Origin of the sequence: Nocardia sp. No.11 (genome assembly GCF_038752175.1) — a bacterium.
GTDB classification, from domain to species: domain Bacteria; phylum Actinomycetota; class Actinomycetes; order Mycobacteriales; family Mycobacteriaceae; genus Nocardia; species Nocardia canadensis.
In genome coordinates this window covers 41,067-63,957 of record NZ_JBCGFB010000010.1, presented here as the reverse complement: position 1 = coordinate 63,957, position 22,891 = coordinate 41,067, and the positions used below count along the sequence as shown (strand labels likewise).

General features: G+C 70.0%; 21 protein-coding genes and 1 tRNA gene. 13 read left to right on the top strand and 9 right to left on the bottom strand.

Features of this window, described 5'->3' with window-relative positions:
• The first annotated feature begins 316 nt into the window (after positions 1–316).
• Genes V8688_RS05400 through V8688_RS05380 form a run of 5 tightly spaced genes read left to right on the top strand, consistent with a single transcriptional unit; the run spans position 317 to position 6,305 of the window.
• Positions 317–1,408, top strand: coding sequence for a TauD/TfdA family dioxygenase (locus V8688_RS05400; protein ID WP_342800311.1), 1,092 nt, complete (start codon positions 317–319; stop codon positions 1,406–1,408).
• Positions 1,380–2,390, top strand: coding sequence for an ornithine cyclodeaminase family protein (locus tag V8688_RS05395; protein WP_218716045.1), 1,011 nt, complete (start codon positions 1,380–1,382; stop codon positions 2,388–2,390). The genes V8688_RS05400 and V8688_RS05395 overlap by 29 nt, the downstream gene beginning before the upstream one ends.
• Positions 2,381–3,805, top strand: coding sequence for a Y4yA family PLP-dependent enzyme (locus V8688_RS05390; RefSeq protein ID WP_342800310.1), 1,425 nt, complete (start codon positions 2,381–2,383; stop codon positions 3,803–3,805). Before V8688_RS05395 ends, V8688_RS05390 begins: the two co-directional genes overlap by 10 nt.
• Before the next feature lie 36 nt (positions 3,806–3,841).
• Entirely contained in the window at positions 3,842–4,876 is a 1,035-nt protein-coding gene (locus V8688_RS05385) for a cysteine synthase family protein (protein WP_218716043.1), read from the top strand.
• A 37-nt stretch (positions 4,877–4,913) separates the two neighbouring features.
• On the top strand, positions 4,914–6,305 hold the full coding sequence (locus V8688_RS05380; protein ID WP_342800309.1) for an MATE family efflux transporter: 1,392 nt from the start codon (positions 4,914–4,916) through the stop codon (positions 6,303–6,305).
• Positions 6,306–6,381: 76 nt separating this feature from the next.
• Here V8688_RS05380 and V8688_RS05375 read toward each other — a convergent pair whose 3' ends face one another.
• From V8688_RS05375 to mfd, 4 genes are all read right to left on the bottom strand, one after another.
• On the bottom strand, positions 6,382–6,957 hold the full coding sequence (locus V8688_RS05375) for a TerD family protein (RefSeq protein WP_316576064.1): 576 nt from the start codon (positions 6,955–6,957) through the stop codon (positions 6,382–6,384).
• 27 nt (positions 6,958–6,984) lie between these two features.
• Positions 6,985–7,458: a hypothetical protein gene (locus V8688_RS05370; protein ID WP_255586644.1), complete on the bottom strand. Its 474-nt coding sequence runs from the start codon at positions 7,456–7,458 to the stop codon at positions 6,985–6,987.
• Positions 7,459–7,615: 157 nt separating this feature from the next.
• Positions 7,616–8,341: a MazG family protein gene (locus tag V8688_RS05365; RefSeq protein WP_218716040.1), complete on the bottom strand. Its 726-nt coding sequence runs from the start codon at positions 8,339–8,341 to the stop codon at positions 7,616–7,618.
• Complete coding sequence (gene mfd, locus V8688_RS05360; protein ID WP_218716039.1) at positions 8,341–11,952, bottom strand: transcription-repair coupling factor; 3,612 nt, start codon at positions 11,950–11,952, stop codon at positions 8,341–8,343. The genes V8688_RS05365 and mfd overlap by 1 nt, the downstream gene beginning before the upstream one ends.
• A gap of 151 nt (positions 11,953–12,103) precedes the next feature.
• Here mfd and V8688_RS05355 point away from each other — a divergent pair, with 151 nt between their 5' ends.
• Entirely contained in the window at positions 12,104–12,727 is a 624-nt protein-coding gene (locus V8688_RS05355; protein WP_218716038.1) for a TIGR03085 family metal-binding protein, read from the top strand.
• An 8-nt stretch (positions 12,728–12,735) separates the two neighbouring features.
• Here the strand turns inward: V8688_RS05355 and V8688_RS05350 are convergent, their stop codons facing one another.
• Both V8688_RS05350 and V8688_RS05345 read right to left on the bottom strand, forming a co-directional pair.
• A complete protein-coding gene (locus V8688_RS05350) occupies positions 12,736–13,383 on the bottom strand; it encodes a TetR/AcrR family transcriptional regulator (protein ID WP_218716037.1) in 648 nt (215 codons plus the stop codon).
• Between the two features lie 170 nt (positions 13,384–13,553).
• Positions 13,554–14,180, bottom strand: coding sequence for a TetR/AcrR family transcriptional regulator (locus tag V8688_RS05345; protein ID WP_218716036.1), 627 nt, complete (start codon positions 14,178–14,180; stop codon positions 13,554–13,556).
• 310 nt (positions 14,181–14,490) lie between these two features.
• Between V8688_RS05345 and V8688_RS05340 the strand changes: the two genes are divergently transcribed.
• The 7 genes from V8688_RS05340 to V8688_RS05310 all read left to right on the top strand — a co-directional run bounded on the left by V8688_RS05340 (position 14,491) and on the right by V8688_RS05310 (position 19,579).
• Positions 14,491–14,561 (top strand) — tRNA-Gln (locus tag V8688_RS05340).
• Positions 14,562–14,651: 90 nt separating this feature from the next.
• Positions 14,652–16,142, top strand: a complete 1,491-nt coding sequence (glmU, locus tag V8688_RS05335) for a bifunctional UDP-N-acetylglucosamine diphosphorylase/glucosamine-1-phosphate N-acetyltransferase GlmU (protein WP_342800308.1) — start codon at positions 14,652–14,654, stop codon at positions 16,140–16,142.
• Positions 16,139–17,119 carry a ribose-phosphate diphosphokinase gene (locus tag V8688_RS05330; RefSeq protein WP_218716034.1) on the top strand — a complete coding sequence of 327 codons (981 nt, stop codon included), beginning with the start codon at positions 16,139–16,141 and terminating at the stop codon, positions 17,117–17,119. The genes glmU and V8688_RS05330 overlap by 4 nt, the downstream gene beginning before the upstream one ends.
• A 210-nt stretch (positions 17,120–17,329) precedes the next feature.
• Positions 17,330–17,947, top strand: coding sequence for a hypothetical protein (locus tag V8688_RS05325; protein ID WP_342800307.1), 618 nt, complete (start codon positions 17,330–17,332; stop codon positions 17,945–17,947).
• A gap of 55 nt (positions 17,948–18,002) precedes the next feature.
• Positions 18,003–18,491, top strand: coding sequence for a hypothetical protein (locus V8688_RS05320; protein ID WP_342800306.1), 489 nt, complete (start codon positions 18,003–18,005; stop codon positions 18,489–18,491).
• 14 nt (positions 18,492–18,505) lie between these two features.
• Entirely contained in the window at positions 18,506–19,150 is a 645-nt protein-coding gene (locus V8688_RS05315) for a DUF2461 domain-containing protein (RefSeq protein WP_342800305.1), read from the top strand.
• A 54-nt stretch (positions 19,151–19,204) separates the two neighbouring features.
• The gene (locus V8688_RS05310; RefSeq protein WP_316576069.1) at positions 19,205–19,579 is read left to right on the top strand and encodes a hypothetical protein; all 375 of its coding nucleotides are present in this window, start codon (positions 19,205–19,207) and stop codon (positions 19,577–19,579) included.
• A 1-nt stretch (position 19,580) separates the two neighbouring features.
• Here V8688_RS05310 and egtD read toward each other — a convergent pair whose 3' ends face one another.
• The 3 genes from egtD to egtB form a co-directional block, all read right to left on the bottom strand.
• Positions 19,581–20,552, bottom strand: a complete 972-nt coding sequence (gene egtD / locus V8688_RS05305) for an L-histidine N(alpha)-methyltransferase (protein ID WP_342800304.1) — start codon at positions 20,550–20,552, stop codon at positions 19,581–19,583.
• On the bottom strand, positions 20,549–21,391 hold the full coding sequence (gene egtC / locus V8688_RS05300) for an ergothioneine biosynthesis protein EgtC (RefSeq protein ID WP_342800303.1): 843 nt from the start codon (positions 21,389–21,391) through the stop codon (positions 20,549–20,551). Before egtC ends, egtD begins: the two co-directional genes overlap by 4 nt.
• A 148-nt stretch (positions 21,392–21,539) precedes the next feature.
• Complete coding sequence (gene egtB, locus V8688_RS05295; RefSeq protein ID WP_218717236.1) at positions 21,540–22,832, bottom strand: ergothioneine biosynthesis protein EgtB; 1,293 nt, start codon at positions 22,830–22,832, stop codon at positions 21,540–21,542.
• Between the last annotated feature and the right edge of the window lie 59 nt (positions 22,833–22,891).

Sequence of the window (22,891 nt, the reverse complement as noted above, 5' to 3'; positions counted from 1 at the left end):
CTCGAACCGCGTGCGCCGCACCACTTCTCCTGGCGCCGCAAACTAGGCGAGGCTAGCCTAAAACAATCGCCGGCTGGGGAGCTTCCCGGCGACCGTCATCGAACCGCAGCCCGTCCCGGGACCCCGGATGATCTCCGTTTCGTCCGTTCCGGTAGAACTCTGCGTTATATGAATCAGCTATTTCTCGGACAACACATTAGGTAAGTCTTGCCTAATCAAAGCACAGGCACTACCTTCGCACATCGAGTCTGAAGTTCACCCGCGTTCGACCGATGCGAAGAAGGGATGGCCGGTGAAAAGCGTTCTGTCCGAACGTATGACGTTTCACCTGCACGACATCGAACATCGCGAGCTACCCCCCGACGCCGCCTCGGCCGTCCGTGCGCTCGCCACCGACATCCGCCACCGATTAGGTGACGAACCCCACACCGACACCCTGCACGACCCGGTGCTGCTGGCCCAGATCGAGGAGCGGGTCGGCGAACTCCCCGCCGCCGTGCGCCACGCCGTGCGGCCACCCGCCACCGCCGCGGGCGCCACCGTGGTGCGCGGGCTGCCCGTCGACGACGCCGAATTCGGCCCGACGCCGCCGCACTGGCAGGCCGCGGCCACCGCCGCCGCCGATCCCGGACACACCGGCTCGCTGGACCTCGACATCGCCATGCTGCTGCTGGCGCGGTGCGCGGGCGAGCCGTTCGGGTGGGCGGGCCAGCAGAACGGCAGACTGGTCAACAACATCCTGCCCGCCGTCGGCCACGAGGACGAGCAGTCGGGCGCGAGTAGCTCCACCCTGCTCAGCCCGCACACCGAGGACGCCTTCCACGCCGCCCGCGCCAATCTGCTGATGCTGACCTGCCTGCGCAACCCCGACCGGGTGGCCACCACGGTGTCGTCGGTCGGTCAGGTCCGCCTGGCCGAGGACGACCTGCGGACCCTGGCCGCGCCGACGGTGCCGATCCTGCCCGACGTGTCCTACGGCACCGGCTTCGATCAACCCGCCCCGGCGCTGCCGACCGTGTGGTTCGACGAATCCGGCAGTGCCACACTGCGTTACGATCCGGCCTACACCCCGCTCGACGACGCCGACCCGACGTTCCGGGCGGCCTATGCCCGGCTCACCGCCGAGCTCGCCAGGGTCTGCCACGCGCCCGCGCTGGCACCCGGGGAGATCCTGCTGGTGGACAACGACGTCGCCGTGCACGGGCGGGTCCCGTTCCGCGCGCGCTACGACGGCACCGATCGCTGGCTCAAGCGCGTCAACATCCGGTTGCCCGAACGTCGCAGGCGCGCGCAGGAGTCGTCCGAGAATGGGTATGGGCAAAGGGTGGTCGCGCCGTTCCGGGCGAGCACCGATCGGACGGCAGAGCGGGGCAGCACAGATGAACGAGGATCCGTTGAACAACCGTGACCGGAGCATCCCGCTGCGGGTGCTCTCCCGCAGCGACCTGGCCGACGTGCCGATCACCCCCGCCGAGGTGGTCCGGGCCGTGGAGGAGGCGTATCTCGCCTTCGCGGCAGGCGAATCCGACAACCCGCGCAAGCTGAGCGTCGCCGATCCCGGCGGCTCCTCGGTGTCCTACGCGATGCTGGGTCGCGACGGCAGGCGCCGGGTGGTGGCCATGAAGACCTCCTACAAGTTCGATCCCGGCCACGACCGCAGCACCAAGCGGTACTACACCACCATCACGCTCTACGACGACACCACCGGCGCACCCATCGCGATGATGGACTGCGCTCGGGTCGGCGCGTTACGCACGCCCGCGGTCTCGGCGTTGCTGGTGCGCGAGACCGTGCGGCGCGGCGCGGAGAGCGCGCTGCTCATCGGCACCGGCACCCAGGGCCGCAACGCCCTGCCGCATCTGCTGGCGGTGAATCCGCAGCTGCGCAAGCTGATGGTGTTCGGCACCCACCCCGAGGGGCTGGCGGCGGTGCACGCGCACCTCGCCGACGCGGTGCCGCACGCGCTGCTCGAGGTCGTCGACGATCCGTACGCGGCCGCGGCCAACGCCGATGTGGTGCTGGCGACGGCCGGACCCGGCACCGAGGTGGCGCTCGAATCCGCCCATCTGGCACCGGGTTCGGTGGCGGTGCTGGTCGGCTACGGGCTCGCGCCCTCCACGCTGGTCGACGCCGATCGGGTGGTCGCGACCAGCGCCGCGCAGATGGCACTGACCGGCACCGACATGGTCGGACCGGACGGCACCCTGCGCAGCGTCGACGCCGAACTGCCGCAGATCCTCACCCGCAGCGCGCCCGCGCGGCGCAGCGAGGACGAGAAGATCTTCGTCTACAACAGCGGGCTGGTGCTCACCGATATCGCGGTCGCGCACGCGCTGGCGGCCCGTGCCATCGCCGAGGGACGGGGTGTCGAGGTGCCGTTGTGGGACTGACGGACACAGCGTCCGGTGGCGGCGTCGGCGGTTCTGCCGTCGACGTCGCCGTCCCGCGTCGGGTGGACGCACCGGCCACCGCCCGTCCCGGCACGACCGCCGACCGGCCGAGTCACTGCGCGCCACCGATGCCCGCGCCGATCGACGCGCTGGAACAGCGGCTGATCGACGATCCGCAGCTGCTCGGTGACCTCGCCGACGCCGTCGGCGGACCGTTCCACGTGCTGTACCCCGACCGGGTCGCGCTGAATATCACCGCTTTCCACACCGCGTTCACCCGCGCCGGGGTCGACGGATTCGTGTACTTCGGGAAGAAGGCGAACAAGGCCGCGTGCGTGGCCCGGGCCTGCGCCGAGAACGGGGCCGGCATCGATGTCGCCAGCACCGGCGAGCTGGTCGCGGCCCTGGCGCAGGGCGTGCGCGGCGAGGACCTGATGGTGACCGGGCCCGCGAAGTCCGACGAGCTGCTGTGGCTGGCGGCGCGGCACCGGGCGCTGATCGCCGTCGACGCGCTCGACGAACTCGACCGGCTGCGCGCCCTCGCGCTGCCCGCCCGCATCCTGCTGCGGGCGCTGCCCGAGGGCTCGACGAGTCGCTTCGGACTCGACCCGGCCGAGCTGGAACAGGCCGTGCAGGTGGTCGGCGGCCGGATCACCTTGTCCGGCTTCAGCTTCCACCTGTCCGGCTACGACGCGACGGCCCGGGCCGAGCAAGCGATCACCCTGGTCGGACACTGCCTGCGGGCCAGGGCGCACGGGCATCCGGCCGACACGATCTCGATCGGCGGCGGCTTCGGGGTCGACTATCTGGCCGCCGAAACCTGGGCGGAGTTCCGGGACACCCTGAGCGAGAGCTGGTTCCACGCCGACCCGCCCGCCGGTGGCTACTATCCGTACCACTTCCCGGTCCCCGGCGCGGACATGCTCACCGCAGTCCTGGCCCACCACGATCTGGCCGGGCTGGTGCGCGACAACGGCATCCGGCTCGCGGTCGAACCCGGCCGCGCGCTGCTGGACCGGGCGGGCAGTTCGGTCTTCCGGGTGCAGGGCGTGAAAAGGCGTACCGCGCACGGCGATCCGTACGACATCCTCACCGTCGACGGCACCAGCCTGAGCCTGTCCGAGCAGTGGTTCGCCAGCGAATACCTGCCCGATCCCGTGCTCTGGCCCGCCCACCCCGGCGACCGCACGCCCACCTGTGTCGGCGCCACCACCTGTCTGGAATCCGACCTGCTGAGCAGGCGGCGCATCCCGCTGCCTCGCCGCGCCCGCGTCGGCGATCTGCTCGTCTACCCGAACACCGCCGGGTACCAGATGGACTCCAACGAGTCCCCGTTCCACGAACTCCCGCTCCCGCCGAAGGTCGTGCTGCGCGCTCGCGGCGACCGGCTGCGCTGGAGTATGGACGCCCGCTGATCCACCCGAGCTCCCAATCCGATGGAGGAACACCCCATGGCTCTCGTCACGCGCGTGACGGATCTGATCGGCCGCACTCCGCTGTTCGAACTCGCCGTCACCGACTCCGGAACCCGGCTGCTGCTCAAGCTCGAGCAGTTCAACCCGACCGGCGCCGCCAAGATCAGAATGGCCCGCTCGATGGTGCTCGACGCGGAGCGGCGAGGTTTGCTGCGCGATGGCGGGCATATCATCGAGTCGACGTCCGGGAACACCGGACTCGGCTTGGCGGTGGTCGCGGCCGAACGTGGCTATCGATTCACCGCCGTGGTCGACAACCACGCCTGTAAGGACAAGTTGCGCGCGATGCGGGCCATGGGCACCGACCTGGTGTTCGTCGCCGACGACGGTGACGACGAGCTGGCCACCTCGGCCCGGGAGGATCTCGCCGAGGCGATGGCGGCCGCCCGCGACGACGCCTACTTCACCGAACAGCACAACAACGACGCCAACGCGGTCGGCTACTACGCGGTGGCCGAGGAATTGCTGGCCGAGGTCGAGCGGGTCGACATCCTGCTCTCCGCGGTCGGCACCGGCGGCTCACTGTTCGGCACCGCCACCCGGTTGCGCGAACTCGGCAAGCCCGCCCGGGTGATCGGCGTGGAACCGGTCGGCTCCATCGCCTTCGGTGGCGAGGGCGGGCCGTACTGGCAGTCGGGCACGGGCACCCCGCCCGGCGCGACCATCGGCACCGCCGTGGACTACGCCCAGCTCGACGAAGGCGTGAAGGTCAGCGATACCGACGCCTTCGCCACCGCGCGCGCTGTCGCCAGGACACACGGTCTGCTGATCGGCGGTTCCGCGGGCGGTTCGGTGCACAATGCCTTGGCGCGGCTCGCGGAATTCCCGGCTGGGTCGACCGTGGTGACCATCGTGTGTGACGGTGGCGAGAAGTATCTCGATACCGTGTTCGACGACGATTGGATGGCCGCGCGCGATCTGCTCGACCCCGCCGCCGAATGCGAGGTCACCACCCTGCTGCGCCGCTACTCGCCGCTGCGGCGACACGACGAACTGATGGAGGTCAGGTGAGCGCGAACGCGCGCGGAACGAACCGCGGAGTGGGTGGGTGAGTACGCGGCCCACCGACAGCAGCGCGCTGGCGAGGCTGGCGACGCCGATCGCGCTCACCCAGCTGGCGCAGATCGCGGTCTCGACCACCAACTTGGCGTTGATGGGCACCCTCGGCGTGCGCGAAGTCGCCGCGGGCGGCCTGGCGCTGGTGCTGTTCAACCAGATCCGCACGATGTGCGTCGGGTTGATCACCGGCACCGGTAATCAGATCGCGGGTGCGCTCGGCGCCGCGGGCAAACGCGGCGACTCCGCCGACGACGAGATCCGCGGGGTGGTGCGCGCCGCGTTCGTCATCGCCACCATCGCCGGTCTGCTCGGCGGCGCCCTGCTGATCGGGCTGGGGTGGATACTGCCCTGGCTCGGGCAGGACGAGGGCGTGCTCGCCCTGGCCCGGCCGATGATGATCGCGCTCGCCCCGGGACTGCTGCCCTGCCTGTGGTTCCAGGTCTTGCGGCAGTACACCGTCGGCATGCAGCGCCCGCAGGCGCTGCTGCTGGTGACCCTCGGCTCGGTGGCGCTGAACCTGGTGCTCGCGCTGACCTTCATCCACGGCTGGGCCGGCGTCCCCGCGTCGGGCCTGACCGGCGTCGGCATCGCGACCTCGCTGGTCTTCCTGATCACCTTCGGCGTGTTCTGGGCGATGGTCGCTCGCGACCATCGCCTCGGCCCGACACTGCCGCGCACCCCGTGGCCGGTGCGCTGGTCGATCGTGCGCGAGGAACTACGCCTGGGCACCCCGATCGCGCTGACCTACGGGTCCGAGGCGGGGATGTTCTCCGTGCTGGCCCTGGTCATGGGCAGTTTCGGGCCCGCCGCGCTGGCCGCGCACAATGTGGTCTACCAGATCATCTACATCGTGTTCCAGGTCGCGATCGGCATCTCCCACGGCGCGTCGATCCTGGTCAGCCATGCCGTTGCGCGCGACGAGTACAGCCACGCCAGGGCACTGGCCTGGCTGGCGCTGCGCCACGCGGGCGTAGTCGCCGCCGTCACCGGCGCGGTCTACGTGGTCGCCCCGAACCTGGTGCTGGCCCCGTTCCTGGACTCCGGCGACACCGACACCATCGCGATCGCCCACACCCTGCTGCTCATCGGCATCGTCCTGCAATTCTTCGACGCCGCCCAGAACATCGGCACCGGCCTGCTGCGCGGCCTGAAGGAAACCGCGGCGGGCTTCCGGCTGTCGCTGATCGGCTACTGGGGCGTCGGCCTCCCTGCCGCCCTCCTGTTCGCCTTCCCGCTCCACCTGGGCGCGGCAGGCGTCTGGTGGGGCCTCACGGCCGGCCTGGCCACCACAGCCGTGCTGATGCTGCGCAAGTACTTCGCCCTGCTCGCTCAGGCGAGTACGGCGCAAACCGTGCGTGTGCCTGCCAGACAATCGCATTGACGAGCCCCACGCCCCGACCTCGAGGAGAGGCAGGGCGACGGGACAGGAGGGGCCGCGACCTCGAGCGCGCCAGCGCTCAAATATTCACGCCGTAGTCTCTGGCGATGCCGGCCAGGCCGGAGGCGTAGCCCTGGCCGATGGCGCGGAATTTCCACTCGTTGTTGTGGCGGTAGAGCTCGCCGAAGACCATGGCGGTCTCGGTGGAGGCGTCTTCGGAGAGGTCGTAGCGGGCCAGTTCGACACCGGTGATCGCGTCGGTGACGCGAATGTAGGCGTTGCGGATCTGGCCGAAGGACTGGCCGCGGGCCTGGGCGTCGTGGATCGAGACCGGGAAGAAGATGTTGGTGATCGTCGGCGGCGTGGCCGCCAGGTCGACGTTGATCACCTCGTCGTCGCCGTCGCCGGCGCCGGTCAAATTGTCACCGGTGTGCTCGATGGTGCCTTCCGGCGAGCGCAGGTTGTTGTAGAAGACGAAGTGCTGGTCGGAAAGCACCTTCAGGTTGGCGCCGGTCGCCAGCGCGCTGGCGTCGAGATCGTGGTCGGCGCCGGTCGTGGTGCGCACGTCCCAGCCCAGACCAACCGCGACCTTGGTGAGGTTGTCGGTCTGCTTCGACAGCGAGACATTGCCGCCCTTGGCGAGTGTGACGCTCATGGAAACCCTTCTATCTGATGATGTGTGTCAGTCCTCGGCCCAGGTCCGCAACGTCTCGACCCGGCCTTCCAGCGCGCGCAGTTCGGTCTCGTCGAGCACGGTGCGCTGGATGCCCCGATCCACCGCGAAAGCCGACTGGCGATGGTCGTCGATCACCTCGACGTCGAGTTGCACGGCGGTGTAGTCCTCGGCCGAGGGCATCTGCTCGGCGATCACCTTCGCCCGCCCGCGCGCGCACAGCGCGACATTGCCGCCGCCCAGGATCAGCAGGGCCACCTCCGGCCGCGCCCGCAACCGGGCCAGCGAGCCGCGATCGGACTTCAGGCTGATCAGGATCCGGCGGTCGCCCGCGCGCACCGGCCACGAGACGGGAATCGCGTGCGGCGCCGGATCGGTCGTGACCAGCACGGCGATCGTCTCCTGCGGCCATACCGGCAACACGTCGAGCTCGGGGTGATCAGTCATGTAGTCCTGCCCTGCCGGATCGACTTCTGTTGCCATCTACCTCACCTCGACGATCGTCGGACACCGCTGCGCCCACCGCGGACGGCGAGCCACCCCCGAGTCTAAATCGGTGTGCCCCTTGCTCGCTGGCTCGCGCCGGATTGTCCGGCAGATCTCAGCAACGTCTCAGCCGCCACCTGCGCGAACGATCCGATTAGCTGACCGATAACTCGTGCGGCCAGAACGCGCGCCACTGCGCCGCCGTCAGCGCGGCCCGCTCGCCCCGCGCGGCTTCGGCCGCGTCCTCGGCGGCCCGGATCGCGGCGGCGAAATCGATGGTGGCCTTGCGCAGCCGCTCCTCGGCGGAATCGGGCCCGCCGAGCTCGACCACCCGCAGCGCGCGCGGCACCAGATCGTCGGGCAGGCCCGCTCTGGCGCTGCGCGAGCGCACCTTCTCGGCCAGGGCCAGCGCGGGCTGGGCCATCGCGATCCCGTCGAGGCAGGAACGCCGCGACTTCTCCGCGGATTTGCGTTCCTCCCAGGCCTTTTCCTGCGCGGCGATCTTGTCGGCGACCGAGGTGCCCGCGGGCAGGTCGGCATCGATCAGGTGCGGGCTGCGGTGCACGAGCTTGCCCACCAGCGTCGCCGCCACCTCGTCGACGGTGAATTCACCCGCGGCCTCGGCGATCCGGGAGTGGAACAGCACCTGCAGCAGCAGGTCACCGAGTTCCTCCTTGATCGTCTCGTAGTCGCCCGCCTGGATCGCGTCGAGCAGCTCGTAAGTCTCCTCGAGCAGGTACGGGCGCAGCGAGTCGTGGGTCTGGGTGGTCTCCCAGCCGCCGAAATGCCACAGCCGGTCCATCACCTCGACCGCGCCTGCCAGGCCGGCCGCGACCACCGCGGCGTCGGCCGCCTCCTGCGCGCGGACCTCGCCGCCCATCAGACCGGAGTCGCTTCGGTCGGCACCGAGAGATCCACCATGCCTTGGGGTTTGCCGTCGAGCGCGAGCAGCAGATCGGCGACGAACTGCAGCACGGCCACATCGCGCACCCGGTCGGCGCCGACGCTGTCGGTGATCCGGGGCAGCGGCAACTGCACGAGGCCGCTGGCCGCGCGGTAGGTGGCGCTCGGGTAGAGCCGCTTGAGCCGGAGCTGTTTGGAATCGGGCAGCGTCAGCGGCGCGATCTTGAGTGTTGTTCCGGTGACCACGATCTCGGACACGTCGTAGGCGCGGGCCAGCAGCCGCAGCTTGGCGACCGAGACGAGCCTGCCGACCTCCACCGGCAGCGGGCCGTACCGGTCGACGAGTTCCTCCACCACCGCGGCCAGCGCCGCGTCGTCCTGGGCGGCGGCGAGCTTGCGGTAGGCCTCGAGCCGCAGCCGGTCGCTGGCGACGTAGTCGGGCGGGATGTGCGCGTCCACCGGCAGGTCGATGCGCACCTCCTTGGTCTCCTCGGTGACGATCGGCTTGCCGTCGGCGGCCGCGCGATAGGCCTCCACGGCCTCGCCGACCAGCCGCACGTACAGGTCGAAGCCGACGCCGGCGACGTGACCGGACTGCTCGGCGCCGAGCACGTTGCCCGCGCCGCGGATCTCGAGGTCCTTCATGGCCACGGCCATGCCCGCGCCCAGATCCGAGTTCTGCGCGATGGTGGCGAGCCGGTCGTAGGCGGTCTCGGTCAGGGGCTTCTCCGGCGGGTACAGGAAGTAGGCGTAGCCGCGCTCGCGGGAGCGCCCGACGCGGCCACGCAGCTGGTGCAGCTGCGACAGGCCCAGGGAGTCGGCGCGTTCCACGATCAGGGTGTTGGCGTTGGAGATGTCGAGGCCGGTCTCGATGATCGTGGTGCAGACCAGCACGTCGTATTCGCGCTCCCAGAAGCCCTGCACGGTGCGCTCGAGCTGGTCCTCGTTCATCTGCCCGTGCGCGACGACGACCCTGGCCTCGGGCACCAGCTCGCGAATCTTCTTGGCCGCCTTGTCGATCGAGGAGACCCGGTTGTGCACGTAGAAGACCTGGCCGTCGCGCATCAGCTCGCGACGGATGGCGGCGGTGACCTGCTTGTCGTTGTAGGCGCCGACGTAGGTGAGCACCGGGTGCCGTTCCTCCGGCGGGGTCAGGATGGTCGACATCTCGCGGATGCCCGCCAGGCTCATCTCCAGGGTGCGCGGGATCGGGGTGGCCGACATGGTGAGCACGTCGACGTGGGTGCGCAGCGCCTTGATGTGCTCCTTGTGCTCGACACCGAAGCGCTGTTCCTCGTCGACGATGACCAGACCCAGGTCCTTCCAGCGCACGCCGGTCTGCAGCAGCCGGTGGGTGCCGACCACGATGTCGACCTCACCGTCGGCCATCCCGGCCAGGATCTCCTTGGACTCGGCGGCGTCGGTGAAGCGCGACAGGCCCTTCACCTTCACCGGGAACCCGGCGACCCGTTCGGTGAAGGTCTGCAGGTGCTGCTGGGCCAGCAGCGTCGTCGGCACCAGCACGACGACCTGCTTGCCGTCCTGGACCGCCTTGAACGCGGCGCGCACGGCGATCTCGGTCTTGCCGTAGCCGACGTCACCACACACCACGCGGTCCATCGGGACCGCCTTCTCCATGTCGGCCTTGACGTCGGTGATGGCGGTCATCTGATCGACGGTCTCGGTGAACGCGAACGCGTCCTCCATCTCCTGCTGCCACGGCGTGTCCGGGGCGAAGGCGTGCCCGGGCGCGGCCTGCCGCGCCGCGTAGAGCTGCACCAGCTCGCCCGCGATCTCGCGAACAGCCTTGCGCGCCTTGCGTTTCGTGTTCGCCCAGTCCGACCCGCCGAGCTTGGACAGGCTGGGCAGTTCGCCGCCGACGTAGCGGGAGAGCTGATCGAGCGACTCCATCGGCACGAACAGCCGGTCGCCGGGCTGGCCGCGCTTGCTGGGCGCGTACTCGATGACCAGGTACTCGCGCCGGGCCCCGCCGATGGTCCGCTCGATCATCTCGACGAAGCGGCCGATGCCGTGCTGGTCGTGCACCACCATGTCGCCGGCCGACAGCGCCAGCGGGTCGACCTGGTTGCGGCGCTTGGCGGGCAGCCGCTTGCCCTCGGTGGGCGCGGTGACCCGGTTGCCGGTGAGGTCCGACTCGGCGACGACGACCAGGCCCGCGTCGTCGAATATCAGGCCGTCGTGCAGCGAGCCGCACAGCACCCCGACCACGCCCGCGTCCGGCACCGCGCCCGCCGCCAGCGCGGTCGCGGGCACCTCGGCGTCGGCGAGGCGTTCCAGAATGCGTTGCGCCGTCCCGTGTCCGGTGACCACGACGACGGCACGACCGCCGGTGGCGACGTGCGCGCGCAGCGAGGCGAAGATGGTGGCGACCAGTTCCTCGGACCCGCGTGCGGTCGGCCCGGCCAGCACGGGCAGGTTCACCTCGACCGGATCACCGGAGCTGAGCGGGCTCAGCGACCACCACGGCAGCCCGAGTTCGTCGGCGCTGGTGTGCAATTCCGGCAGGCTGCGGTAGCCGGAGGCGGCCAGATCCAGACCGTGCGCGCCCAACGGCGCGTCGCTGCCGAACGAGGCGGCGGTCCAGGAGGCTTCGAGGAATTCCTCGCCGGTGCGTACGAGATCGGCGGCGCGGGTGCGGATCTTCTCCGGATCGCACAGCAGCAGGTGGGTGCCCGCGGGCAGCGCCTCGGTGAGCAGGCTCAGCTTGCCGGGCGCCAGGACCGGCAGCAGCGCCTCCATGCCGTCGACCGGGATACCCTCGGCGATCTTGTCGAGCATTTCGACCAAGGCGGCGTCGGCGGCGTTGTCGACCGCCACGGCGGCGGCGCGTTCCCGCACCGGCGCGGTGAGCAGCAACTCCCGGCACGGCGGCGCGACCACGGTGTCGACGGTGTGCTCGCCCAGCGAGCGCTGGTCGGCGACCGAGAACGGGCGCAGCTCGGTGATCTCGTCGCCCCAGAACTCCACGCGCACCGGATGATCGGCGGTCGGCGGGAACAGGTCGAGGATGCCGCCGCGCACCGCGAACTCGCCGCGCTTGCCGACCATGTCGACCCGGGTGTAGGCGAATTCGACCAGGCGGGTGAGCAATTCGTCGAAGTCGTAGTCGGCGCCGGTGCGCAGCACGATCGGTTCGATGTCGCCAAGGCCCGCCGTCATCGGCTGCATCAGCGAGCGCACGGTGGTCACGACGACGCGCAGCGGCTCCGGATACACCGGGTCCTCGGGGTGGGCCAGCCTGCGCAGCACCTCGAGCCTGCGGCCGACGGTGTCGGGGCCGGGCGAGAGCCGCTCGTGCGGCAGCGTCTCCCAGGACGGGAACATGGCCACCGAGGGCCCGAGCATCTCGGCCAGCTCGACGGTGAGGTCGTCCGCCTCGCGCCCGGTGGCGGTGACCACCACCAGCGGCTGCTGGGCCGCGATCGTCGCGGCGACGAACGGCCGCACGGCCGACGGGGCGACCAGTTCCACCCCGGACTTGCCGACCAGGTCGGCAACCGTCCGCAGCGCGGCGTCACCCCCAGCCGCCTCGGCCAGACCGGCGAGCGGAGGACGAAGGGAGGACATGAACGCTCCTGAATACGCAGACGGGATGTTCCGCGTCGAGTCTAATCACCGGCCCCGACACCGTCGGCGCACGCCTCCTGACCGGCGCCGGTGCGGTCCGGGGGCACATCCGACGAGGCGTTTTCCGCCGCGCGGGCGTACCGTCGAGATCGTGAGTCTGGCTCAGCGGGAACGCCACGCCCTGGTGGCGACAATGATCGAAGCGGGGCCGTCGGCGCCGACCCTGTGCGGTACGTGGACGGTGCACGACCTGGCCGCCCACCTGGTGGTCCGGGAGCGCAGGCCCGACGCCTCCCTCGGCATCCTGATCCGGCCGCTGGCCGGCTACCTGGACGCGACCCAGGACAAGATCGCGCAGCGGCCGTTCGCCGAACTGGCCGAGCTGGTGCGCACCGGGCCGCCGTGGTGGTCGCCGCTGCGGCCGGTCGACGCGTTCGCCAACCTGTCCGAGATGTTCGTCCACCACGAGGACGTCCGCCGGGCCGAACCCGGTTGGACGCCACGGGAATTCGTGGCCTCCGACGAGGCGCGGCTGTGGTCGGCGCTGCGCATGGTGGCGCGCACCGCCTACCGCAAGTCGCCGGTCGCCGTGGTGCTCGCGACGCCGGACGGCGACCGGGTGACCGCGCATCGCGCGGCGGGCACCGAGGTCGTGCTCACCGGCAAGCCGTCGGAGCTGCTGCTGCACGCGTTCGGGCGCGACGAGGTCAGGATCGAGACCACCGGCGCCGAGGCCGACGTGCGGGCGGTGCTCGGCACCGACCGCAGCGTCTAGGCCACCGGCTAGAGCACGTAGCGACGCAGGCGGCGGGCGGCGAACTCGCGGAAGTACGACAACTTCTCCGTCGGCACGATCGAGGGCAGCAGGAAGTACCAGGCGCGTTCCATCCTGGACGCCATCTGATCCATCGACTCGGTTCCGACCGCGACGATGTGCACGCCCGCCGTCAGCTCGTGCAGCAGCAGCCCGACCACCTCGGGATCGAGGTCGGCGTGCAGGTCGCCCTGGGCGATGGCCCGCTCGGCCAGCACCCGGTAGGTCTCACTCCAGACCTTGGCGATGTTGTCGCCCTGGGCGCCGCGATAGTCGCCGATCTGGTGGGTGAGCTTGAGCATCGCCCCCACCATCGGATCGTTCATCGACAGATCGGCCACCACGTAGGTGATGCCGATGCACGCCTCCAGCGCGGGCACCCGGGAATCGAAGAATCCCTGGCACGAACCGACCAGGCGCTCGTTGCCCTGATCGACCACCGCCCTGGCCAGCTCCTCCTTGGAGCCGAAGTGAAAGTACAAGGCGCCCTTGGTCACATTGGACTGCGCGATGATTTCGCTGAGGCTCGCGTTGGCGTAGCCCAAACGGAGAAAGACATCGGCAGCGCCAGCAAGGACGGAGTCGCGGGTGATCTCCGCGCGCGCTTGCCTAGCCATCAGATCCGCCTGTCATCCAATAATCCAGCCATCCTGAAGTAGACCGACATCCCGAAGTTTGATCGACTTACCGCCCGGCAGCACCCAAAAGGATGGGTGAACCGTACCACCAGGCGGCTACGCGGCAGCCGAATCCTGGATTCGCTGTGGCCGCGGGCGCTATCGTCCGGTTACCCCGCCGATCCGCCTGCCTGTCCCGTATTCCATTCGGAGCTGAGCCCCGGTTCGGCTTCCAAGTGGCTCAATCCGTTCCAGCACAGGTTGACCAGATGGGCCGCGACCACTTCTTTCGAAGGCGTGCGCTCGTCGAGCCACCAGGTCGCCGCGGTCGAGACCATACCGACGAGCGCCTGCGCGTAGAGCGGAGCCAGGCTCGGGTCCAGATCGCGCCGCGCGAAATCACCGGCGAGCAGATGCGCGACCTGGTTGACCGCCTCGTTGAGCAGGCTCGAGTAGCGACCGTCGGCGTTCACGGCGGGCTGGTCGCGCACCAGGATCCGGAACCCGTCGGTGCGCTCCTCGATGTAGGCCAGCAGGGCCAGCGCCACCTGTTCGAGCCGGACCCGCGAGCGGTTCTGGGTCAGCGAGGAGGTGATCATGTCCAGCAGCATCGACATCTCGCGGTCGACCACGACCGCGTAGAGCCCTTCCTTGCCACCGAAGTGCTCGTAGACCACGGGCTTGGACACCTGGGCACGCTGGGCGATCTCCTCGATCGATGTCGCGTCATATCCCCGCTCGGCGAACAACGCGCGACCGATCTCGATCAGCTGCTGCCGTCGTTGCGTACCGGTCATCCTCGGTCTACTGGGCCGCCCCGCATCACTCACCAGATCCCGCCTCTCCTACCGCCCGACAGTCCCCCCAACTGTCTCAGACCGCCCCACCCGTCCACAGACCCCACCCCGCCCGCCGACCAACTGATTTCGCGAGCACAGGGGTAACTCACCGGGGACGGGCCGACCTGCCACCTCGGCAAGGCCTGCCGCGTTCACGACTCACCCCGCACCTAGGTCCGGCCAAAATTTACGGAGAGGCGGAACTGTGCGAGGATCATGGCCGTGCCGTAGCACAGTGGTGGGCTCTCACGGCCCACTGGTGTGGCGATCCGCCGTAGTGTAATGGCAGCACCTCTGATTTTGGTTCAGATAGTTCAGGTTCGAGTCCTGGCGGCGGAGCACACGGACACAGTGACGTATCGTCGGCCCGCACCATCACCGACCGAACCCGCCACAGCACACTCGCTGACAGGCAGCCGAGGGAGATCCATGCCACCGCAGACCGCCGTCGTCGTTCTCGCCGCTGGTGCCGGGACGCGAATGCGGTCGAAGACCCCGAAAGTGCTGCACCCATTGGCCGGTCGGTCGATGCTCTCGCACGCGCTGCACGCCGCCGACGAGATCGACCCGACCCACCTGATCACCGTGGTCGGCCACGACCGCGACAAGGTCGCCGCCGCCGTCGCCGAGGTGGGCAAGGAACTCGGCCGCGAGATCGTCTGCGCGGTACAGGAGGAGCAGCTCGGTACCGGCCACGCGGTGCAGTGCGCACTGGACTCGGTGCCGACGGACTTCGACGGCGACCTGCTCGTCACCTCGGCCGACGTCCCGCTGCTGGACGGGCACACCCTCGCCGCGCTGCTCGACGAGCACCGCAGCTACGCCGAACGCCCGGCGGTCACCGTGCTGACCTTCGTCCCCGACGACGCCAACGGCTACGGCCGGATCGTGCGCGACGCCGACGGCCAGGTCGCCGAGATCGTCGAGCACGCCGACGCCACCCCGGAACAGACCAAGATCAAAGAGGTCAACTCCGGCGTCTACGCCTTCGACGCCTCGGTGCTGCGCACCATGATCGGGCGGCTGTCCACCGCCAACGCCCAGCACGAGCTCTACCTCACCGACGTGCTGCGCCTGGCCCGCGAGGCCGGGCACCCGGTGCACGGCGCGCGCCTGGTCGACGCGAACAAGGTCACCGGGGTCAACGACCGGGTGCAGCTCTCGCAGGCGGGCGCCACCCTCAACCGCTACATCCTCGAACGGCACATGCGGGCCGGCGTGACGATCATCGATCCGGCGACGACCTGGGTCGACGCCGGCGTGCGGATCGGGCGCGACGCCGTGCTGCGGCCGGGCACCCAGCTCTTCGGCGAGACCCACATCGGCGAGGACGCCGAGATCGGGCCGGACACCACGCTGACCGACGTCGTCGTCGGCGCGGGCGCGAGTGTGGTCCGTTCCCATGGCGAGCGCGCCGAGATCGGCGACAGCGCGACCATCGGTCCCTTCAGCTACCTGCGGCCGGGCACCGTCGTCGGCGAGCAGGGCAAGCTCGGCGCCTTCGTCGAAACCAAGAACGCCTCGATCGGAGCGCACTCGAAGGTGCCGCACCTGACCTACGTCGGTGACGCGACCATCGGCGAGTACAGCAACATCGGCGCTTCCAGCGTTTTCGTGAACTATGACGGCGTCAACAAACACCACACTGTGGTCGGTTCCCATGTGCGGACCGGTAGCGACACCATGTTCATCGCTCCCGTCACCGTGGGTGACGGCGCCTATACGGGAGCGGGTACTGTGCTGCGTAGAAGCGTTCCACCGGGGGCACTTGCGGTGTCGGGTGGACCACAGCGCATCATTGAGAACTGGGTGCAGCGTTACCGTCCAGGAACCGCTGCGGCGCGCGCGGCGGCGGATGCCATCGCGGCAAACGAGACGTCTGATCAGACAATCGAGCAAAAGGATGGCAACCAGCAGTGACCGCGTTCTCGATCGACAACCAGAAGAACTTGATGCTCTTCGCCGGCCGGTCACATCCTGAGCTGGCCGAGCAGGTCGCCAAGGAACTGGACGTCGACATCACGCCGCAGACCGCGCGCGACTTCGCCAACGGCGAGATCTTCGTGCGGTTCGAGGAGTCGGTGCGCGGTTCCGACGCCTTCGTGCTGCAGAGCTTCCCGGCCCCGCTGAACCAGTGGCTGATGGAACAGCTCATCATGATCGACGCGCTCAAGCGCGGCTCGGCCAAGCGGATCACCGCGGTGCTGCCGTTCTACCCGTACGCCCGCCAGGACAAGAAGCACCGCGGCCGCGAGCCGATCTCGGCCCGCCTCGTCGCCGACCTGCTCAAGACCGCGGGCGCCGACCGCATCATCACCGTCGACCTGCACACCGACCAGATCCAGGGCTTCTTCGACGGCCCCGTCGATCACATGCACGCGCTGGTGCAACTCTCGGAGTACATCCGCACCAACTACCCGTCCGACAACCTGGCCGTGGTCTCGCCCGACGCGGGCCGCGTGAAGGTCGCCGAGAAGTGGGCCGACTCGCTCGGCGGCACCCCGCTGGCGTTCATCCACAAGACCCGCGACCCGCTGGTGCCCAACCAGGTGAAGTCCAACCGCGTCGTCGGTGACGTCGAGGGCCGCACCTGCGTGCTGATCGACGACATGATCGACACCGGTGGCACCATCGCCGGCGCGGTCAAGGTGCTCAAGGAAGCCGGCGCGGGCGATGTCATCATCGCCGCCACCCACGGTGTGCTGAGCGATCCGGCCGCCGAGCGCCTCGCCAACTGCGGCGCCAGGGAGGTCGTCATCACCAACACCCTGCCGATCAGCGAGGACAAGAAGTTCCCCACGCTGACCGTGCTGTCCATCGCGCCGCTGCTGGCCCGCACCATCCGCGAGGTCTTCGAGAACGGCTCGGTCACCGGCCTGTTCAACGGCAACGCCTAGGCTGGTCCGCCTCTCCGCACATTCTGGCCGGACTCAGGTGCGGGGCGAGTTGGGGACGCGGCCAGGATTTCGGAGTGGGGGTTCGCCCGCACCCGGTGAGTTACCCATGCGCCAGCGAGAGCAGTCGGTGCGCCTTGTCTTCGGACGTGGCGCACCGACTGCTCTTCGGGCATGGTGGGTCCTGTAATACGGGACGTGGCAGGGGGGAACATGAGTACCGAACCGGAAAGGCCGGTCGAGCTGGGTAAGGACCGGGTGGTGCCGCGGGTGCAGGACGCTCCGGCGCCCACCGAGCGGATGTGGAACGACGGCACGCCGCCCGCTGAGTTGCCGCCGCACCCGGAGCAGGCAGCCGTTCCGCCCACCCTGGCACCGCCACCCACCCCGGCACCGCCGCACACCGAGGCGCCGTGGGCCGGGGTCGAGCGGCCCGCGCCGCCGGTGGAGCTGCCGCCGTATCCTCCGCCACCACCGGTCGCCGGCCCCATGTTCCCGCGCCCGGCGTATCCGCCCGCCGCGGGCTATCCGGGGTATGCCCGGCCCGCTTACGGCCCGCCCCAGCCGCTGACTCCGCGCTACGGCTATGTCGACAGCACGCCCATCTGGTCGATCCTGAGCTTCTGCTGCGTCGCCGCCTCGGTCCTTGGCGGACTGCTGCTGTGCGGGCTGCCCGTGCTGGTCACCGCGCCGACCGGGATCGTGCTCGGCGTCGTCGGCCACGCCAAGGGCGAGCAGATGGGCAAATGGGCAGCGATCGCCAACGGCGCCGTAGCCGCCCTCGCCGTTCTCGCGTTCGTGCTGTTCGTCGCGGCGATCGGCGGATCCTGACCCGCGGCGGGCAATACTGGTAGCGGTAGCCGCAGGATCGCCTCAGGGAGGATCGATGAGCACGCCCCAGCAGCCGACACCGAACCCCGACGAGCCCGCCGAATACCGGCCCCGGCACGCCGCGCCGGAAGCATCCGAGGAGACCGCGCCGTCGAACCGGGACGACACGTCGGGCAGGCCCCCGGTGTCGTACTCACTCGAGACCGACGACGCGCCCGCCACGGGACGGGCGACCGGCGGCAGACAGCCCGGTGGTCGCCCCGATGTTGCCTACGGCGGCCTGCCCGCCGACACCGACCGGCCCGACGGCACCGCCCCGGCGCGCCAGACCTGGTCGACCGTGGCCTTCGTGTCGGCGGTCGTGGCCCTGCTGTTCTTCCCGATCATCTTCGGTGTCCTCGGGATCGGCTTCGGGCTCTACGGTCACAAGAAGGGCGAGCCGCTCGGCAACTGGTCCGCGGTGGCCGCGCTGACCGCGCTGCTTGCCGGAGTGGCCCTCCGGGTGTTCTTCTTCGATGCCGACCTGATCCCCGCACAGAACTGAGACGCACTCCCACCATGGACGCTTTCACTGGTTTTCCGCTGGCGGCCCTCGACTTCTACGAGGACCTGGAAGCCGACAACTCCAAGGCCTTCTGGACCGCGCACAAGCAGACCTACGACGAGGCGGTGCGCGCGCCGATGGCCGCGCTGACCGCTGAGCTGGAGGCGGAGTTCGGGCCCGCCAAGATCTTCCGGCCGCATCGCGACGTCCGGTTCTCCGCCGACAAGGTGCCCTACAAGAACCATCAGGGCGCCGTCGCGGCCACCGCGCCCGGTGTCGGCTGGTACGTGCAGATCGGCGCGGCGGGGCTGTTCGTGGCGGGCGGCTGCTACATGATGTCGCCCGCCGCCCTGGCCACGCTGCGCGCCACCATCGACGACGACGTGCGCGGCGCCGAACTGGAGTCGATCCTGGCCGACGCCACCGCGGCGGGCTTCACCATCGGCGGCGACCGCCTCAAGACCAAACCGAAGGGCTACTCCGCCGACCATCCCCGCATCGAGCTGCTGCGGCACAAGTCGCTGACCGCGCACCGCGAGTTCGGCGCGCCCGACTGGCTGAGCACCCCGGCGGCTGCCGCCGAGATCCGGCGCGCGTGGACCGAGCTGCGGCCGCTGGTCGAATGGTTCACCGGCGTCCTCGAGGGCGTCGCTCACTGACCCGGCGGGCGTGGCACCGGTGACGGACGCCGACCGGAGGCCGATACTGGACCCATGAGCCGTGAACCGCTGGACATGGACATGGGCGACGACGATCAGGCCGACGACATCGTCGAATACGAGCGGTACGTCGAGGACCCGCCGCAGGACTACGTCATCCGCAATCACGAGGCCGACGCCGACGGTTTCCTCGGCATCACCGAGGAAACCGACGAGGAGTGGTCCGAGTCCGGCGCCGAACGCGAGGCCGTCGCCGAGGACGAACGCCCCGCCGAGGTCTCGGCGGTCCGGGTGGTCGGTGACGACGCCGTCGACGGCGACCTCTACGACGACGACGCGATCGACGGCGAGGAGGGCGTCGAACGCGACCTCGAGGGCGACGAGAACCTGACCGACGGCGAGTACCTCGCCGACGAACTCGATCTGTAACTCAGCGTCGTTCGGCCAGCACCAGGGCGAAACGGTTGTCCTGGTCGGTCCAGGTGCGCAGGGTGGCGAAACCGGCGGCGTCGAGTTCGGCGCGCAGGCCCTCGGGCCGGAACTTGGCCGAGATCTCGGTGCGCATCTGCTCACCGGCCGCGAAGTCGACGGTCAGGTGCAGGTCGGTGACGGTGGCCGTCATCGCCTCGGTGGCGCGCAGGCGCATCTCGATCCACTCGTTCTCGGCGTCCCACAGCGCGACGTGCTCGAACTTGTCCGGGGCGAAGTCGGCACCGAGGCGGTGGTTGAGCACGTGCAGCACATTGCGGTTGAACTCGGCGGTGACGCCCGCGGCGTCGTCGTAGGCCGGGACCAGGACCGCCGGATCGATCACCAGACCCGCGCCGAGCAATAGCAGTTCCCCGGGTTCGAGGACGTCGTTGATGCCCGCCAGGAACTCGGTCCGTTCGGCGGGTACCAGGTTACCGAGGGTGCCGCCGAGGAAAGCGATCATCCGGCGGCCGCCGCGCGGCAGGTTGTGCAAGGTGTCGGTGAAGTCGCTGACGACACCGTGCACGCTCAGCTGCGGGTACTCGGCCGCGATCTCGGCGGCGGCGCCACGCAGGGCCGATGCCGAGACATCCTGCGGGACATAGGTCTTCAGTGACCCTTCGGCGGTGAGCGCGTCCAGCAGCAGCCGGGTCTTGGCAGCCGAGCCGGACCCCAGCTCCACCAGGACCTCCGGCCGGGCCGCCGCGGCGATCTCGCCGACGACGCGCGCCAGCAGGGCCCGCTCGGTGCGGGTCGGGTAGTACTCGGGCAGTTCGGTGATCCGCTCGAACAGCTCGCTGCCCCGGGCGTCGTAGAACCACTTGGGCGGCAGCGACTTCGGAGTGGCGGTGAGACCGGCGCGGGCGTCGGTGCGCAAGGCCGCGGTGAGATCGTCGTCGGTGAGATGGATGTCCAGCAGCGGCGCGGTCATGAACGGACCCTTTCGGTGACGGGAAGCTCGAGAGCGGTGACGGTGCAGTGGCCGGGCGTGGCGATCACCAGCTGGTGATCGGCGATCGGCTGCCACCGTGGATCGGCGTCGTACGGTTCGGAACAGAGCACGGTGTAGTCGTCGGCTACCAGGACCGACAGGGCGTGCCAGCAGGTCGTGCCCCACAGCTCGGTCCCGTTGCCGAGCAACAGATTCAGCCGGGCGGTGGGCTGGTGGCGCAGGACGGCGGCGACCAGCAGGCGTAGCGCGTCGGCGGGCGAGGTGATCGGGCCGTCGGGGGTGATCGCGCCGAGCAGGCCGCGCAACAGCACCCACAGGGCGGCGGAGTCGGTGAGCGCCTCGGCCCGCAACAGCACCTCGGCGGAACCGAACAGCGGACCTGCGGCGAACAGTCCGTCCAGGTCGGCGCGGACTCTCGCCAGCGTCGTCCGCCACGCGGGGACGACGCCGTTGTGGCTGAAGGCCCAGTGCTCGTCGACGAACGGCGCGCAGGCCGCCCGCTCGACCGGCATGCCCACCGTGGCCGACCGCACGGCGGCGAGCACGGCGCGCGATTCCAGCTGACCGAGCACCTCGACCACCGCCGGGTCGGTCCAGATCGGCGCGGCGTTGCGGTATCGGCTGGCGGCGTCGCGTTCCCCCTCGACGCCGATATCGGCCCGGCGCCACCAGGCCACACCGAACCCGTCGGCGTTGATGGTGCCGCCCGCCCGCATGTCGGTGGGCGCCCAGGACTGCGTGTACAGCGAATGGGGGCCACGCACGACCAGCTCACCGACCGCGACCGGTGGGCCCACGTAACCCAGATGACGGCACATCAGCAGCCCGCCCCCGGTACGAGCCGGGCATGGCCGGACTCCGGCGCGACCCGCGTCGGTTCGCCGGCCCCAGAACGCGCCGGACACGCGCCCACTGCCGTTCGGCGGGCCGGTTCCGGGCGCCGAACGGTGAAGTCACCGCCGCGCATCAGATCTCGTCCGCTCGCAGGTCGCGGGCCAGCCGGAACCCGGCGAAGATCTGTCTGCGGATCGGGTGGTCCCAGTTGCGGAAGGTGCCGCGGCAGGCGACCTCGTCGGTGCCGAACGAGCCGCCGCGCAGAATCCGGTAGTCGCCGCCGAAGAAGACCTCCGAGTACTCCCGGTACGGGAAGGCGCGGAAGCCCGGGTAGGCCTCGAAGCCCGAGGAGCACCACTCCCAGACGTCACCGATCAGCTGGTGCACGCCGGTCGCCGAGACGCCGGCCGGATAGGCGCCGACCTCGGCGGGTTCCAGGTGCCGCTGGCCGAGGTTGGCCCGGTGCTCGTCGGGGGTGTCCTCGCCCCACGGATAGCGGCGCGAGCCGCCGGTGGCCGGATCGAACCGGGCCGCCTTCTCCCACTCGGCCTCGGTCGGCAGGCGCTTACCCGCCCAGCGCGCGTACGCCTGCGCCTCGAACCAGCACACGTGCACGACCGGCTGCCGCGGCCGGAGCGGGGTGCGCACTCCGAAGGCCACCCGCGTCCACCGGGCGCCGTCGCGCTCCCAGAACTGCGGCGCGACGAGCCCGGCCTCCTGCCGGTGCGCCCAGCCCCGCTCCGACCACAGTTCGGGGCGTTCGTAGCCGCCGTCGTCGATGAACGCCAGGTACTGCTCGTTGGTCACCGGCGCGATGTCGATGGCGAAGCCGGGCACGTGCACCGGATGCGCGGGGCGTTCGTTGTCCAGGGCCCACGGGTCGGCCGAGGTGCCCATCAGGAATTCGCCCCCGGGAACGACCACTTCGCCGGTGACCGGACTCGGCGCGGTGGGCGCGGGCGGTGCCGACAGCACCGGGGCGCCGAGGCGCAGCTGATGGGTGGCGAGCATGGTCTCGTCGTGCTGCTGTTCGTGCTGGGCGATCATTCCGAAGGCGAAACCGTTGTCCACCAGCGGATCACCGGACAGCGCGCTGGAACCCAGCACGTCCCAGACCTTCTCGCGGACGGTGCCGACATAGCCGCGGGCCTGATCGGGATCGAGCAGCGGCAGCGCGGGGCGGTTCGCGCGGGCGTGTTTGAACGCGTCGTAGAGCTCGTCGATGTCGGCCCGGACCGCCTCGCGGCCACCGACATCGCGGACCAGCCAGAGCTCTTCCTGATTGCCGATGTGGGCGAGGTCCCAGACCAGCGGGCTCATCAGCGGCGAATGCTGGGCGATGAGGTCGGCCTCGTCGACGCTGTCGGTGAGAACGGCGGTGCGGCGGCGGGCCCGCTGCAGCACCTCGGCGATCCGCTCGCGCATGCGGTCGCGGTCGCGGTGATCGGCGGGGGCGGAAAGGGTCACGGGATCAACTCCGGAAG